The sequence below is a fragment of the Brevibacillus centrosporus genome (assembly GCF_046622605.1).
Lineage (GTDB): Bacteria > Bacillota > Bacilli > Brevibacillales > Brevibacillaceae > Brevibacillus > Brevibacillus centrosporus.
Map to the genome: position 1 here is coordinate 378,576 of NZ_CP176856.1, position 13,956 is coordinate 392,531.

General features: G+C 51.2%; 12 protein-coding genes. 8 read left to right on the top strand and 4 right to left on the bottom strand.

Features of this window, described 5'->3' with window-relative positions:
* Positions 1–6: 6 nt before the first annotated feature.
* The 3 genes from ACLIN2_RS02120 to ACLIN2_RS02130 all read right to left on the bottom strand — a co-directional run bounded on the left by ACLIN2_RS02120 (position 7) and on the right by ACLIN2_RS02130 (position 4,807).
* Positions 7–1,143, bottom strand: coding sequence for a M20 peptidase aminoacylase family protein (locus tag ACLIN2_RS02120; RefSeq protein ID WP_411503110.1), 1,137 nt, complete (start codon positions 1,141–1,143; stop codon positions 7–9).
* Positions 1,144–1,183: 40 nt separating this feature from the next.
* Positions 1,184–2,590 (bottom strand): YfcC family protein, encoded by a 1,407-nt coding sequence (locus ACLIN2_RS02125; RefSeq protein WP_411503111.1) that lies wholly within the window; start codon positions 2,588–2,590, stop codon positions 1,184–1,186.
* Positions 2,591–2,779: 189 nt separating this feature from the next.
* Complete coding sequence (locus tag ACLIN2_RS02130) at positions 2,780–4,807, bottom strand: sigma 54-interacting transcriptional regulator (RefSeq protein ID WP_411503112.1); 2,028 nt, start codon at positions 4,805–4,807, stop codon at positions 2,780–2,782.
* Between the two features lie 191 nt (positions 4,808–4,998).
* On the opposite strand from ACLIN2_RS02130, the gene ACLIN2_RS02135 reads away from it, so the two are divergent.
* The 8 genes from ACLIN2_RS02135 to ACLIN2_RS02170 all read left to right on the top strand — a co-directional run bounded on the left by ACLIN2_RS02135 (position 4,999) and on the right by ACLIN2_RS02170 (position 13,022).
* Positions 4,999–5,673 carry a LytTR family DNA-binding domain-containing protein gene (locus ACLIN2_RS02135; protein ID WP_411503113.1) on the top strand — a complete coding sequence of 225 codons (675 nt, stop codon included), beginning with the start codon at positions 4,999–5,001 and terminating at the stop codon, positions 5,671–5,673.
* A 146-nt stretch (positions 5,674–5,819) separates the two neighbouring features.
* On the top strand, positions 5,820–7,334 hold the full coding sequence (locus ACLIN2_RS02140) for an acetyl-CoA hydrolase/transferase family protein (protein WP_411503114.1): 1,515 nt from the start codon (positions 5,820–5,822) through the stop codon (positions 7,332–7,334).
* Positions 7,335–7,723: 389 nt separating this feature from the next.
* Positions 7,724–8,452, top strand: coding sequence for an amino acid ABC transporter ATP-binding protein (locus ACLIN2_RS02145; RefSeq protein ID WP_092270520.1), 729 nt, complete (start codon positions 7,724–7,726; stop codon positions 8,450–8,452).
* 52 nt (positions 8,453–8,504) lie between these two features.
* Entirely contained in the window at positions 8,505–9,359 is an 855-nt protein-coding gene (locus tag ACLIN2_RS02150) for a transporter substrate-binding domain-containing protein (protein WP_092270523.1), read from the top strand.
* Between the two features lie 85 nt (positions 9,360–9,444).
* A complete protein-coding gene (locus ACLIN2_RS02155; RefSeq protein WP_092270526.1) occupies positions 9,445–10,098 on the top strand; it encodes an amino acid ABC transporter permease in 654 nt (217 codons plus the stop codon).
* Between the two features lie 14 nt (positions 10,099–10,112).
* Positions 10,113–10,763, top strand: a complete 651-nt coding sequence (locus tag ACLIN2_RS02160) for an amino acid ABC transporter permease (protein ID WP_092270529.1) — start codon at positions 10,113–10,115, stop codon at positions 10,761–10,763.
* Between the two features lie 76 nt (positions 10,764–10,839).
* A complete protein-coding gene (locus ACLIN2_RS02165; RefSeq protein WP_411503115.1) occupies positions 10,840–12,108 on the top strand; it encodes a sensor histidine kinase in 1,269 nt (422 codons plus the stop codon).
* Entirely contained in the window at positions 12,108–13,022 is a 915-nt protein-coding gene (locus ACLIN2_RS02170; protein WP_411503116.1) for a response regulator, read from the top strand. Before ACLIN2_RS02165 ends, ACLIN2_RS02170 begins: the two co-directional genes overlap by 1 nt.
* 154 nt (positions 13,023–13,176) lie before the next feature.
* Here ACLIN2_RS02170 and ACLIN2_RS02175 read toward each other — a convergent pair whose 3' ends face one another.
* Entirely contained in the window at positions 13,177–13,944 is a 768-nt protein-coding gene (locus ACLIN2_RS02175) for a pirin family protein (protein ID WP_411503117.1), read from the bottom strand.
* Positions 13,945–13,956: the final 12 nt, after the last annotated feature.

The window sequence follows — 13,956 nt, forward strand, 5'->3', positions numbered from 1 at the left end:
GGTGGATCAGCTATGGCGTTCGAAGGTGGACAAGACAGTTCGGGTCAGAATCTCGATCCCGGAAAGCAGTGCTTCCCGATCAAAGGTCATCTGCGGGTGATGCAGTCCGGGATGAAGACCACAGCCGAGTCCGAGCATCGTAGCGCGCAGATGCGGCCGTTCCTTTGTATAGTAATGGAAATCTTCGGCGCCAGGAGTGGAGATGGGAGCTTCTAGATTAGCAGGTCCCAATGTCTGCGAGATCGCTTCGGCCATGATCTGGCGGGCTTCCTCGTGCACCTCGGCGGCGTAGACTCGCTCGGTGATGTCGTAGTGGACGGGTACATCATACAGCTTGGCGATATTCTGCAGGATGTGCTCGACCCTCGTAAACAGCGCATGGATCGCTTCGTTCGTCTGCGCCCGCAAATCGAGATGGAAATGCGCCGAACCGGGAATGATGTTTGTGCTCTTTCCACCGGCGGACAGCTGCGTCATTTTGACGGAATACGGGATCAGTGGATCCAGGTGAATGCCTTTGAGCTGCTCCACAATGGCGGCAGCGACCTCGATCGCATTGACTCCGAGGTGAGGGCGCGCTCCGTGTGCGTCGCTTCCCTGGATGTGACCGGAGATGGTACCTGCTGCACCGTGGAGGATGGCTGAGGCCGCCGTTCCATTTGGAATTTCCTGAATGGGACGCAAATGAACGCCGTACAGATAGTCGATGTTGTCCACTACCTGCTTGTTCACGAGGGTGAGCGCACCGTTCCCGGTTTCTTCGGCTGGCTGAAAAATGAAACGCAGCCGACCAGGCAGCTGGATGTTCTGGGCTTGGAGTACCAAGAGAACCCCCAGCGCCATGGTCATATGGGCATCATGCCCGCAGGAGTGATTGGCGCGAAAGACACCGTCGACCTCTTGCCACAGGGCATCCATATCAGCGCGCACTCCCACCGTGATCGAGCCGGGAGCAGCGGGGCCATAGTCTCCTACGACGCCGGTCACATCCTCAAAGGTGGTGACGTCGCAGCCGTGCTTACGCAAAAAATCCGCGATAAACGTGGTGGTCTCCTGCTCCTGCCAGCTCACTTCTGGATGCTGATGCAAGTGGTCGTACAGTGAAAAGATGACAGGGCGTAATTGTTCGATAGTGGTACGCATGATTCCTCCTAGGATGGGTGTCAGGATGTAGTCACGAAGATCAGACGATGCCGAGATAAACGGCAGCAATCAGCGCGACGCAGGCGATCAGCGCCCAGCCCAAGAGCAGCTTCCAGATGAATTTGACCCATTTCTCATAAGGGATACCCGCGACAGCTAAATAGCCCATCAATGCGGAAGAAGTCGGGATGATCGAGTTGGTAACCGAGTCTCCGTATTGGAAGGCGAGTACCGCTACTTGACGCTGGATGCCCAAAAGGTCGGCAATCGGCACCATGATAGGCATGGTCGTCGCAGCTTGTCCGCTTCCGGAGGAGATAAACAGGTTGAGAACCGCCTGGATCAAGAACATCGCCACTACGTTGATTGCATCTGGCAAATGTCCGATGGCAGAGGTCAGACCGTAAATCATGGTATCAATCGTTTTGCCGTCCTCGAGGACCACCGTGATGGCGCGGGCAAAGCCGACGATCAGAGCACCGAACGTAACGGCTTTGGCGCCTCCCACGAACGAATCAAACAGGTTGTTAACCGAGAGTCCACCGACGAGACCTGCGACCAGACCCATGATCAGGAAGGAAGCGGTCAGCTCGGTCAGGAACCATTCGTATTTGAAGACACCGTAGACGTTGCAAGCAAGTCCAATCACCATGACCAAAAATACCAGCTTGTGTCGAATATTCAGCTCAGGAATATCCATTTCTACTTTTTCAGCGACGGCTTCCTTTTCTACTTCGTAAATCACGCTCTTGGTCGGGTCAGCTTTTACCTTGTAGGCATAGCGCATGACGTACCAAATGGCAAAGCCGAGGACGATGATATAGACTACTGTACGGAAAGCAAGGCCAGAGAAAAGAGGGAGCTGGGCAAGAGATTGAGCGACCCCTACTGTAAATGGATTGAGCATCCCGCCCATGAAGCCGCTGGCTGCCCCCATGGTGATCATGGCCGTACCGGTAACAGCGTCAAAGCCCATCGCACGGGCAAGCGCGATCCCGATCGGCACGAAGATGATGCTTTCTTCCGCCATCCCCATCGTGAAGCCACCAATGGAAAAGAGGAACATGGAGGCCGGAATCAACAGCTTTTCCCGTCCCTCTAAATGGCGTACGCCTTTGTGAATCCCCGATTCGATGGCACCGGTAGAACGAATGATGCCGAAAACCCCACTGACGATAAAGATGTAGAAAATGATTTGCGCACCTTTTTGCATCCCGTCCGGAATCGCTTTGAACATGTCAAAGAATCCGACGGGGCTGCTTTCGACTGCATGGTAGCTGTTGTTCACGACGATGGTTTTGCCGGAGGTCGCGTCCTTGATGCGCTCGAATTCCCCAGTAGGGAGCACGTATGAAGCAAGCGCTGCCAATACGATCATGATGAAGAGAATGGCATAGGTATGAGGCACAGAAAAACGTTTTTTGGCTGGAACTTTGTTCGGAGTCATGAGGTCACCTCGCTATGAATGGTTACATCTCGGTGAATTGCAAGGTGCGTGCCAAGATTCGACAAAACCTGAAAAGGGCGATTTCTCAGGCGTTTTTCCTGGGTCAAAATAGGATGGGCGTCCTTTTAGGAATGTTTATTAGGTTTCCGCGCTCCTAATAACACCTAATAATGACCGAATAAAAAAGGCCTAGATACGAGCGAGACTGCGCAGAACCTCGATTCCGTCCGCTGTAATGGTCGTACCTTGCCGTGTCGTTCCTGAGCGTACAAGCCCGCGCTCTTCCAGCTGCTTAAGCTTGTTGCGTAGAACGCTTTCCGTCCAGCCTGTTGACCGCAGGACAGGGGAGTTCGCTAGCTGGTAACGTCCGACCGGTTTGTTGGTGATGTAATATTGGTACAGGCACAGCAAAAGATCGACGTCTCGCTCATCGCTTGCCCGGAAAGAAGCTGCATTTTCATACGACTTTTGAGCCAGCCGCTGGGTTAAACGCTTGGGTAAATCCTCGATAGTAATGACTGGTCCTTCGCTGACCGCAGTCGCATAGTCCACGACATTCTTCAGTTCACGGATGTTTCCGCGCCAATCATGGCTGTGCAAGAGCTCCATGACTTCTTGCGACCACGTTTTTCGCAAGCCCTGACTGCTCAAATGATCCTCGATCAATAAAGGAAGATCACTGATCCGCTCGCGCAACGCAGGGATTTCAATCGGCAGGACAGCGAGGCGATAAAACAGATCTTCGCGGAAATGCCCTTGCTCTACTGCATTCTCCAAATCCCGGTTCGTAGCTGCAAGGACACGGCAATCCACGGCGATAATGCCCGTACCACCTACCCGAATGACCTGCTTCTCCTGCAGGACACGCAGCAGCTTGACCTGAATGGCGGGGGAGATATCCCCGATCTCGTCGAGGAAGATCGAACCGCCATCCGCCTGTTCAAACAGACCGGGCTTGCCACCTTTGCGCGCTCCGGTAAAAGCGCCATCTTCGTAGCCAAACAGCTCGCTTTCCAGTAGATTCTCCGGGAGGGACGCACAGTTGATCGCCACGAAAGGGCCGTTTTTGCGCAGGGAGTGCTGGTGAATCGCATGGGCGAACAGCTCCTTCCCCGTCCCGTTTTCTCCGAGCAGCAGGATGGTCTGGTTGTTTCGCGCCATTTTTTTGCTGACTTCGATCGCATGCTGGATCGGTTCGCTTTTTCCTTTGATGTCCTGAAAGTTATATGTCGCTGTGTGCCCGCGTTGAACAAGCTGTGTGCGCAGACGCTGCAGCTCGGTGACGTCCTTTAGGGTGCAGACGAAACCGAGACGCTCTTGGCGTCGGCGGATGCTCTGGCTGCTGACGATGAATTGCTTGCTGGCGAGTGTGACCAACGTATCTTCCTGGCCCTCCTGCTCGAAAAACGGCGCAAGAAAGCTGTGCTCTGCAAGCACCGTGTAGGGCTGTCCAACGACAGCTGCCTCGTGCGGGCAGAAAAGCTGGGTCGCGACATCGTTAATGAAGGTAATCATGCCTTGCTGGTTGCAGGCAATCACGGGATCGCGAACCGCTTGAAACGTGGACTGAAGCTGGCTGTTCAGCTTTTGCACCTCCGCGTAGGAAGTGCCCAGCAGCTTGGACAGCTCCGACATTTCCGCGATATAGGCAGAGAGGTACTCGCGCTCCCACTCGACAGGGATCCCTATTTTGCGACCAATATCAATCAGATCGTGAATATGAATTTTGCGAAAGCCCAGATCGATCAGCTCCAGATGGGGCGGGGGCGGTACATCGGGAATGCTCATGATGACAGCATATTGAAGTGTGGGGTCATCAAATGTACAGCCGGGATGAAACGGAATGTAGTGGAGGTGATCCACGTTTGCCTCCAGCAAGTTTTGGATGACTTCCTGGGCTGTGACAGGCGAATTGTTCATGACGGGTACGGTCGTGCCTGGAGGAATTTGCATCAAAGCCTTCAGCTTGCGAAGCTCAAAGACGCGGTTCAGAACCGTGATGGGAACCTCATCAGCGACGACCTGGCGAGCGATCGTGTACAGCTCCGGGGATTTGGTCGTAAGAAAAACGTGGGAAGCGTGGCGCAAATCCGGGATGTGCTGGTGTGTGGCGTAGCCGATGACACGACAATAGGGTTCGAAGTACGCTTTCAATTCTTTGAGCAAAAAATCCAAAGTATCTGTGCCTTTGGCAATCAAGACTATGGTATGTTCCATGCTGCACCGCCTTTTCCAACGTACAGACCTCAGCAGAGGCTCCTTCTCGGTTGCCTTTTATGATAGCATACCGGGTGGCCCCAGCTTGGGGATTATGTACACAGAATGGAAAGACAAGGCTCGTTCGGAGGCACTTGAAATGTGGTTTAATATAAGGAAAGACTAATTGCGTGGGAGCAGGGGGAATCATAATGGAGAACTCATTGGTGCCAGAAGTGCTGCAGATGATTGGCGAAGTCGTGCCTGACGGCGTATCTATCGCGATATCAGATGGTGCACACTACCTGTACTACCAGCCAAGCTCCATCATTGATCTGAAAATCACACCAGGCGATTCTGTACCGGTCGGGTCTGCTACCTATAAAGCACTGCAAGAGATGGGAAAAGTGGCGCATTATGTAGAAAGCCGCGTCTTTGGAGTGGCCTACTACGGCCTTTCCCTGCCACTGGTCAGTCATGGTCAAGTCATGGGATGCATTACGGCTATTTATGCTCCACAGGCGCTGCCGTTGGCTGCACCGCAGGAGCCCCGCGTAACCGTTTTGATCGGGAAGGATGAAAATGGCTGGCTGCCACTCTCCTTAAGTGAGATTGTGTATATCAGCTCCAACGAGGGCAGGACCCTTTTGCACACGGCGACAGGGGCGTACGCCAACAAATTTTCCATGGCTGAGCTGGAAGGCATGCTGCCGCCTACCCAGTTTGTCCGTTGTCATCGTTCTTATTTTGTGAACATGGAAGCGATCGGATTCATTCACCCGCATTTTCATTCCACGTTTCTGCTGGAAATGAAAGATAAACAGAAAACACGAGTACCTGTAAGCCAAACGTATTCCAGTTCGTTCCGCCAATTATTGGGCTTTTAATCCCGCGGTAAATGAGAATGGTTTGCAGCCTGTTTTTCTGACTTTGCCTCTACAAATTCTGTTTTGTCCGAAATCGAGTGTGCGCTCAGATTGCATGTGCTAGGGTAGATACAATCAGAATGAAACATTTCGAGGGGGTCACTATCATGTGGGAGCGCTTACGCGATAAACGGATGGCAGAAAAAATCGTGACAGCTGAGGAAGCAGCGAGCTGGATCGAGAATGGCATGACGATCGGGCTAAGTGGCTTTACTCGCGCAGGGGATTCCAAAGTGGTGCCAGTGACATTGGCAGAACGGGCAAAACATGAGAATCAGCCTTTCGGGGTGAATGTATATACAGGGGCTTCAATGGGAGCCGATGTTGACTCAGTGATGGCGGAAGCAGGTATCGTGCTCAAACGCTTGCCATTCCAGGCTGATGCGACAATGCGTAAAAAAATTAACGATGGCAGCATCATGTTTGTCGATCAGCATTTATCGCATACGGCAGAGCTGATTCGCAATGGTGCGTTGAAGCACATCGATTTCGCGATCGTGGAAGCGGTTGCAATTACAGAGGATGGCATGATCATTCCGTCGACCTCAGTGGGCAACTCCAATATTTTTGTAGAGCAGGCTGACCACGTCATCATCGAGCTGAACCTGGCGCAGACAGATGCGCTGGAAGGCATTCACGACATTTACACACCTGCCAAACAAGGAGAGCGCGAGCCGATTCCGCTCGCTGCTGTAGACCAGCGTATTGGTACAAAAGGAATTCCGGTTGATCCGAACAAGATCAAAGGAATCGTGGTAACCAACATCATGGACTCGCCATCCTCCATTGTACAGCCTGACGAGGAAACCGCTCATATCGCAGCCCATCTGATTAATTTCCTGCGGGATGAGGTAAAAGCAGGGCGATTGCCGCAAAATCTCGCTCCGCTGCAATCGGGCATCGGGTCAGTCGCGAATGCGGTTTTCAACGGATTTTTGGATTCCGAATTTACGGACCTGACGGTATACTCCGAGGTTCTGCAGGACGCCGTATTTGATCTATTGGATGCAGGAAAGATTGCCTTTGCTTCCGGCTGTTCGATCACCCTGACGGATGAAAAAATGAAGCACGTAACGGAAAATTTCGCGCAATACCGTGATAAGCTCTTGCTTCGTCCACAGGAGATCACCAACCATCCGGAAATCATTCGCCGACTAGGTCTGATTGCCATCAACACGGCGATCGAAGCGGACATCTACGGAAACGTAAACTCCACCAACGTTTCGGGGACGAAAATGATGAACGGGATCGGCGGTTCAGGCGACTTTGCCCGCAACGCACGTCTGGGTATTTTCGTGACCAAGTCCATCGCAAAAGGCGGCAAGGTATCCAGCATCGTTCCGTTTGCGTCTCATGTGGATCATACCGAGCATGACGTAGACGTCATCGTGACCGAGCAAGGACTGGCTGATCTGCGTGGACTGGCTCCTCGTGAGCGCGCGCTGAAAATCATCGACAACTGTGCGCATCCGATGTATCGTGATCAGCTGCGTGCCTACTATGCGGAAGCTCTTACACGCGGTGGACATACCCCACACGTTTTGGAAAAAGCACTTGCGTGGCACGTACGCTATGCTGAGGAAGGTACCATGCTGGAGCAAGAACCAGCCCTAGTGCGATAAACCGAAAGCGATAAATCAAAGCGATTCAACAATAGCGAAAATGCAAACCCGCCTGGCGCACTGCCTCGGCGGGTTTTTTGTTGCTGGAACGCAGCTGCAAGTTCCTTTATGCTTGCGAGACTTTTGCGAATGAGGAATGTCTAGCTTGGAAAAAAAGCCGCCAGAAGTCAATGATGCCGGGAACCAGTACGCAAATCCGCACATCTAACCAGACAGCAGCATGGAATGGTAAACAGCAATTGGTCATATCCCAATTCGGGGAAGTGATTATGTAACCGTTTGTATTTAGAAAATTACAAAGAGAGAGATATTTCTTTCGTCTTTTCGTGTAGTTTCGTGTAGAGTCCCGTTACGATATGTCTAACAAACAGAGAAGAGGGGGATTCTGGTTGATCAGTTTTCATCAAGTGAACAAACATTACGGAAGCTTCCACGTCTTGAAGAACATTGACCTGCACATCAACCAGGGCGAAGTCGTCGTGGTAATCGGACCATCCGGGTCGGGGAAGAGCACGATGGTTCGTTGCATCAATCGTTTGGAAACGATTACAAGCGGTGAGCTAGTCGTTGACAATGTGAAGGTGAATGACAAGGGCACCGACATCAACAAGCTGCGACGCGATATTGGCATGGTGTTCCAGCATTTCAACCTGTATCCTCACAAAAACGTGCTGCAGAACATTACGCTGGCTCCCATCAAGGTGCTCGGGATTCCTGAAAAGGAAGCAATCGAGACCGCAATGTACTACCTGGAAAAAGTAGGTATTCCTGAAAAGGCTGAAAAATATCCGCTGCAACTATCGGGTGGACAGCAGCAGCGCGTGGCGATTGCCCGCGGTTTGGCGATGAGGCCGAAAATCATGCTGTTTGATGAACCGACGTCAGCGCTCGATCCAGAGACGATCGGTGAAGTGCTCGACGTCATGAAACGCTTGGCGCAGGAAGGCATGACGATGGTGGTGGTTACTCACGAGATGGGCTTTGCCCGTGAAGTCGCGGACCGCATCGTGTTCATGGACCAAGGACAGATTCTGGAAGAGTCCACGCCTGACCAATTCTTCGCCAACCCACGTGAAGAGCGGGCGCGTCTGTTCCTAAGCCGCATCTTGAATCACTAGTTTTTACGCAGAGGTAACAAGCTTTCAAAACATAGAGAAAAGGGGCATTCACATGAAAAAAAGTGTTTGGAAGAAAGTAACGGGCTTGGGCCTGGTATTGATGCTCGGCGCAAGCGTTTTGGCAGGCTGTGGCGCGGGCAAAACCTCCGAGGGAGCAAGCCAAGGCGGTCAAGCAGCTTCTGGAGCAGCAGCTGGCACAGTGGCGAAAATCAAGGAAAGAGGCAAGTTCGTTGTTGGCGTGAAGTATGATCTGAACTTGTTTGGCTTAAAAGATCCTGCTACAGGAAACGTTGAAGGCTTTGATATCGATATCGCCAAAGCTATCGCCAAAAAGGTACTGGGTGATGAAAACAAAATCGAACTGAAAGAGGTTACTTCCAAAACGCGGATCCCGATGCTCAAAAACGGTGAAATTGATGCCATTATCGCGACGATGACCGTAACGGAAGAGCGCAAAAAAGAAGTCGATTTCTCAGATATTTATTTCATGGCGGGTCAATCCCTCTTGGTGAAAAAGGACAGCCCGATCAACGGACTCAAAGATTTGCAAAAGGGCATGAAGGTTGTAACAGCCAAAGGCTCTACTTCTGCGAAAAACATCCGTGAAAAAGCACCAGACGTAGAAGTGCTGGAATTTGAAAACTACGCGGAAGCCTTCACTGCACTGAAAGCGGGACAAGGCGATGCGCTGACTACGGATAACGCTCTCTTGTACGGCATGGCCAAGCAAGATCCGAATTACCGTGTAACCGAAGAGACGTTCACCGAAGAGCCATACGGTATCGCGATCAACAAAGGCGATGCAGAATTCGTGAAGACGGTGAACGACCTGTTGAAAGAAATGAAGGACAATGGTGAATACGACAAGATCTATGAAAAATGGATAGGCGAAAAACCGAAAAAGTAAAGCGGTAGGACTTCAAGAAGGATGAGCGGATACCCTACCGCTCATCCACTTATTTCTAACTGGCAAAGGGGGATCGATCATAGCGATGATTGATATGTCCATCTTGTTTGATCACTGGGATATGTTTCTCCAAGGATTCGGCAACACACTGAAAGCGAGCTTGCTTGCACTCATTGGAAGTTTTCTGTTAGGTACGCTCATGGCTGTCTTCCGGATTGCGCCTGTACGCCCTCTGAACTGGCTGGGGACAGCGTATGTGGAATTCATCCGCAATATCCCGTTAATTCTCGTTGTGTTTGTCTTCTTCGTCGGACTTCCTGCCATTGGTATCCGTCTGGAATCCTTTGTAGCTGGGACGCTGGGGCTCACTGTATACACCGCAGCTTTCATCGCGGAAACCATTCGTGCAGGGATTTTGGCTGTATCCAAAGGACAAACGGAGGCTGCTCGCTCTTCTGGGCTTACCTATGTCCAAACCATGCGCTACGTTGTTTTGCCGCAAGCGATCAAGATCGTGATTCCTCCGATGGGCAACCAGTTTATCAATCTGGTGAAAAACTCATCTGTGCTGGGCGTAATCGCAGGTCTCGACTTGATGTATTTCGGCGATCTGATTTCGGCAGATACTTTCGTTACATTTGACGTGTACATCTTTGTGGCTGTTTTTTACTTGATACTCACTCTTCCGCTGAGTCTGCTCGTAGGATACCTGGAGCGGCGCTTGGCGAGAGCCAGATAAAAGGAGGGTAATCCATGGACTTTATTGGCGCATATGCTCCCAGTCATCTTACCTTCCTGCTTGAAGGTTTTTGGGTCACACTGCAGGTGGCTTTCCTGTCCATTGCTCTAAGCTTTGTCGTTTCCGTTATCGTCGGGGTCATACGCTATGCACGCATTCCAGTGTTGTCTCAAGTACTTGCCACAGCAGTAGAGCTCGTTCGAAACCTGCCTCTCTTGCTGATTATTTTCTTCACGTACTTCGCATTGCCGGAAATCGGCATCAAGCTGGATAAGTTTTATGCGGCGATTCTGGCACTGGTCATTTTTGAATCGGCCATGATTTCTGAGATCGTGCGCAGTGGTTTGAACTCAATCGAAAAGGGGCAGATCGAAGCGGCCCGTTCCTCTGGTCTTACCTACATGCAAACGCTGTGGCATGTCGTGCTGCCACAAGCTCTTCGCCGCATGGTGCCGCCAATGGTGAGCCAATTCATTTCGCTTTTGAAGGATACGTCGCTGGCGGTCGTGATTGCCCTCCCAGAGCTGATGAACCACGCACAAATCATCAACGGCCGAAACGTGAACTACGTCATTCCGACATTCCTGCTGGTAGCGGTCATGTATTTTGTGGTGAACTATGCGCTGTCCATCATCTCCAAGCGCCTGGAAAATAGACACGCCTAATCTTTAACACTTTGCAGGTCTCCGATTCTCAGTACAATAGGAATGGGAGATCTTTTCTATGGAGAGAGGGGCGTCTATGCGAGAGCGTTTGTTGGTACTTTTCATTATTATGCTGGCAACCGCCTTCTTTGGGGAAATGAAGGTAAACCCTTTAGGGGGCTCTTTTCGTTTCTCACTGGGAATTGCCGCTTTCTTTTTTGGTTTGCTGTGGTTCCAGTCGGTGCCGGTGCTGCTGACTGGTTTTCTCACCGGGACATTCATTCTCGGGTTTCGGGTCGGGCTTGATCACATCTTCAGCCAAGTAGGATGGATGGAGAGCCTGCAGATCCATTTGCCGTCCGCCTTTTACTATTTCAGCTTTTCATTGCTTTTTCATTTCCTTAAGGCAAGGCGGTTTTTGGAAGCTCCGTTGATCGTCGGTTTGATTGGTGCCTCCGTCGATTTTGTTTCCAATATGGTGGAGCTTCAGGTGAGGCATTTGTTTAATGATTTCCCTCCCATTACCTGGGAGAGTGTCTTTATGCTTCTCTTTTTTGGGGTCCTGCGCAGTTTTTTTGCCGTGGGTTTGTACAACAGCTTTTCGATCCGTCAGGTCAGGGCTGTAGGAGAGGTGCGCCAACAAGAGTTGGAGAAGCTGCGGATGATCAACACGGAGCTGTATCAAGAAGCATTTTATCTGCGAAAGTCCATGTCGCAATTGGAAGAGATCACGCGGGATAGCTATCAGCTGTATACACGGCTTCTCTCTTCTGAAAATACGGAATCGTCAGCGGCTCTTCTCATCGCGGAAAATGTCCACGAGGTGAAAAAGGATTCCCAGCGCATGCTGGCCGGTTTGTCCAAGCTGATCAATCAGGAGGTGCTTGCGCCGCAGCTTCCTATCGCAGAGCTGTGTGGGCTGGTGATGCGAGCGAATCGTAAATATGCCGAAATGCTGGGAAAAGATATCGAATTTTCTTTGCGGTGTGACGTAAATTTGAGTACGAGCCGGATTTACGCACTGCTATCTGTTTTGAACAATTTAGTGTCGAACGCAGTAGAAGCGATCTATTCCTCCGGCTGGATCGAGCTTGAGGTGAAGCTGGATCAGCGGAACATTCTATTTCATGTCGTAGACAACGGACCGGGGATACCTAGTGAGGAAAGGGAATGGGTGTTTCAGCCAGGGTATACCACGAAGTTTGACGAGACCGGGAATGCCTCGACGGGAATTGGGTTAACACATGCAAAGGGGATCGTACACAGTTTGCAAGGAAGCCTGCAGATTATCAACGACTGGGGGCTAACCACACATTTTAAAGTGAGCCTCCCGACGGATCAACTTTTACGAAAGGAGGGCGTATGATGATACGTTTCTTTCTTATTGAGGATGACCCTGTAATACGGAGAATGCTGGAGCGCATCATCATGGAATGCAATCTGGGGGAAATCGCAGGGCAGGCGAGCGATGGCATCGGCGTGTCCATCGATCAACTGTACGGTGTCGATATCGTGCTGATCGATCTGCTGATGCCGGGCCAGGACGGTATCCAGACGATCAAGAAGCTGCGATCGGAAGGATTTGCCGGTCGATTTATCATGGTGTCACAGGTGGAGAATAAAGAGATGATTGGCGAGGCGTACTTGCAAGGGATCGATACGTTTATCCAAAAGCCTATCAATCGCTTGGAAGTGATGTCGGTGTTGAAGCGCGTAGTGGATCATCTTTCACTGGAAGCTTCCTTGCAATCCATCCGCAAATCACTGCAGATCTTAGACGTGAAGGCCAAAGAACCTGTAGATGCAGACCATAAAAGCAAAATTTCGCAGGAAAGCAGTCTGGAGCAAAAGGCGCGGCAATTGCTGCTGCAGCTCGGTATTGCCAGCGAGGCGGGCGCCCCTGATCTTTTGCTGATCATGCGCTGGCTAGGCGAGGAGGAGCAGAGGGGAGATAAGCTTCGCGAATTGCAGCTCAAGGAACTGTATACGTTCATCCTGCAAAAACTGCACGGGAATCTGGACGAGCAATCGATCGTAAAGGAAGTCCGCGCCATGGAGCAGCGTATTCGGCGCATGGTGATACAGGCTTTTACCCATTTGTCCTCGTTGGGGCTGACCGATTACGCCAATCCCACCTTTGAGCATTTCGCGCCCCGATTGTTTGACTTTCAAGAGGTACGGATGCGCATGCAGGAATTAGAGGCAGGAGAGAAAACAACGAAGTGCCGAATTAGTGTAAAGAAATTTTTATCTGTTTTTCTATTAGAGGCGAAAGCATAAAAAAGAGGGCCCCGCGGAGCAGATGAACTGCTCTGAGGAGCCCTGTTTTCGTACAGTAAGATTAGATAAGATTCTTAGCCAGTATAAGTGCAACTAAGGCTCCGCCACATGGCTTGGCGGAGCCAAGTTTTCTAATGAAGGAAAAGGAGTAGGATTATTTCCGATACAGCGGATAATCAACTTCTGTTGGCACCTGAATCAGGACAAGTCGGAGGGGGGTATTCCCGAAAGCCTCATAGACCAATTCACTATCGGAATCGGACGATGCAACTACAAAATCACCTCGTGTCATCGATTGCTCCTCCTGAAGCTCGTCACTTTCGATGGTGCCGTCACCGAAGACCACTACCACTGCATGGGCGTACCCAGCAGGAAGACTCAGGCGATAGGACTGGCCAGCCGGGATCGTGATGTCGCTCATTCGAGAGTCCGTAACGAGCTCGATCGGCGTATCTGGTCCGATGATTCGTTTGATTAGTACGCTGCCTTCTCCATCAACAGGAAATGCTTCGTGATCGTATTGATTGTAGGTCGGCGGACGCTTCACGGCAGCTCTGAGATGCGGCTCGAACCAGATCTGAAACAGCTCCGAATCCTGACTCAGTTCTTCCGCGTGATGGGCGCCTGAACCAGTCTGCATGATCTGGACACCGCCCGTGGTAACTCGCTGAACATTGCCCAAGGTATCGCGGTGACCAACTGTGCCATCCAAGACATAGGTTAAAATTTCAAAGCCGGAGTGCGGATGCAGCGGAATCTCAAAGGTTTTCAATGATTTGGCCCAGGCCCAGTAAAAGAGGGGACCCACTCGGGTGACTGCCGATCCTTCACGGGGAAAGCCAATCGGTTTGTTTTCCACGATTTCTCCTTCGCCAAAATGCCCTTTTGCTTGTTCATCTCGTGTGTAGATGCGGATATCCATGATTTCTGCCTC

Coding starts and splice junctions, on each gene's coding strand:
- ACLIN2_RS02130 (WP_411503112.1), bottom strand. CDS start 4,807: ATGGAACATACCATAGTCTTGATTGCCAAAGGCACAGATACTTTGGAT.
- ACLIN2_RS02160 (WP_092270529.1), top strand. CDS start 10,113: ATGGACTTTATTGGCGCATATGCTCCCAGTCATCTTACCTTCCTGCTT.
- ACLIN2_RS02140 (WP_411503114.1), top strand. CDS start 5,820: ATGTGGGAGCGCTTACGCGATAAACGGATGGCAGAAAAAATCGTGACA.
- ACLIN2_RS02165 (WP_411503115.1), top strand. CDS start 10,840: ATGCGAGAGCGTTTGTTGGTACTTTTCATTATTATGCTGGCAACCGCC.
- ACLIN2_RS02150 (WP_092270523.1), top strand. CDS start 8,505: ATGAAAAAAAGTGTTTGGAAGAAAGTAACGGGCTTGGGCCTGGTATTG.
- ACLIN2_RS02135 (WP_411503113.1), top strand. CDS start 4,999: ATGGAGAACTCATTGGTGCCAGAAGTGCTGCAGATGATTGGCGAAGTC.
- ACLIN2_RS02120 (WP_411503110.1), bottom strand. CDS start 1,143: ATGCGTACCACTATCGAACAATTACGCCCTGTCATCTTTTCACTGTAC.
- ACLIN2_RS02155 (WP_092270526.1), top strand. CDS start 9,445: ATGATTGATATGTCCATCTTGTTTGATCACTGGGATATGTTTCTCCAA.
- ACLIN2_RS02125 (WP_411503111.1), bottom strand. CDS start 2,590: ATGACTCCGAACAAAGTTCCAGCCAAAAAACGTTTTTCTGTGCCTCAT.
- ACLIN2_RS02170 (WP_411503116.1), top strand. CDS start 12,108: ATGATACGTTTCTTTCTTATTGAGGATGACCCTGTAATACGGAGAATG.
- ACLIN2_RS02175 (WP_411503117.1), bottom strand. CDS start 13,944: ATGGATATCCGCATCTACACACGAGATGAACAAGCAAAAGGGCATTTT.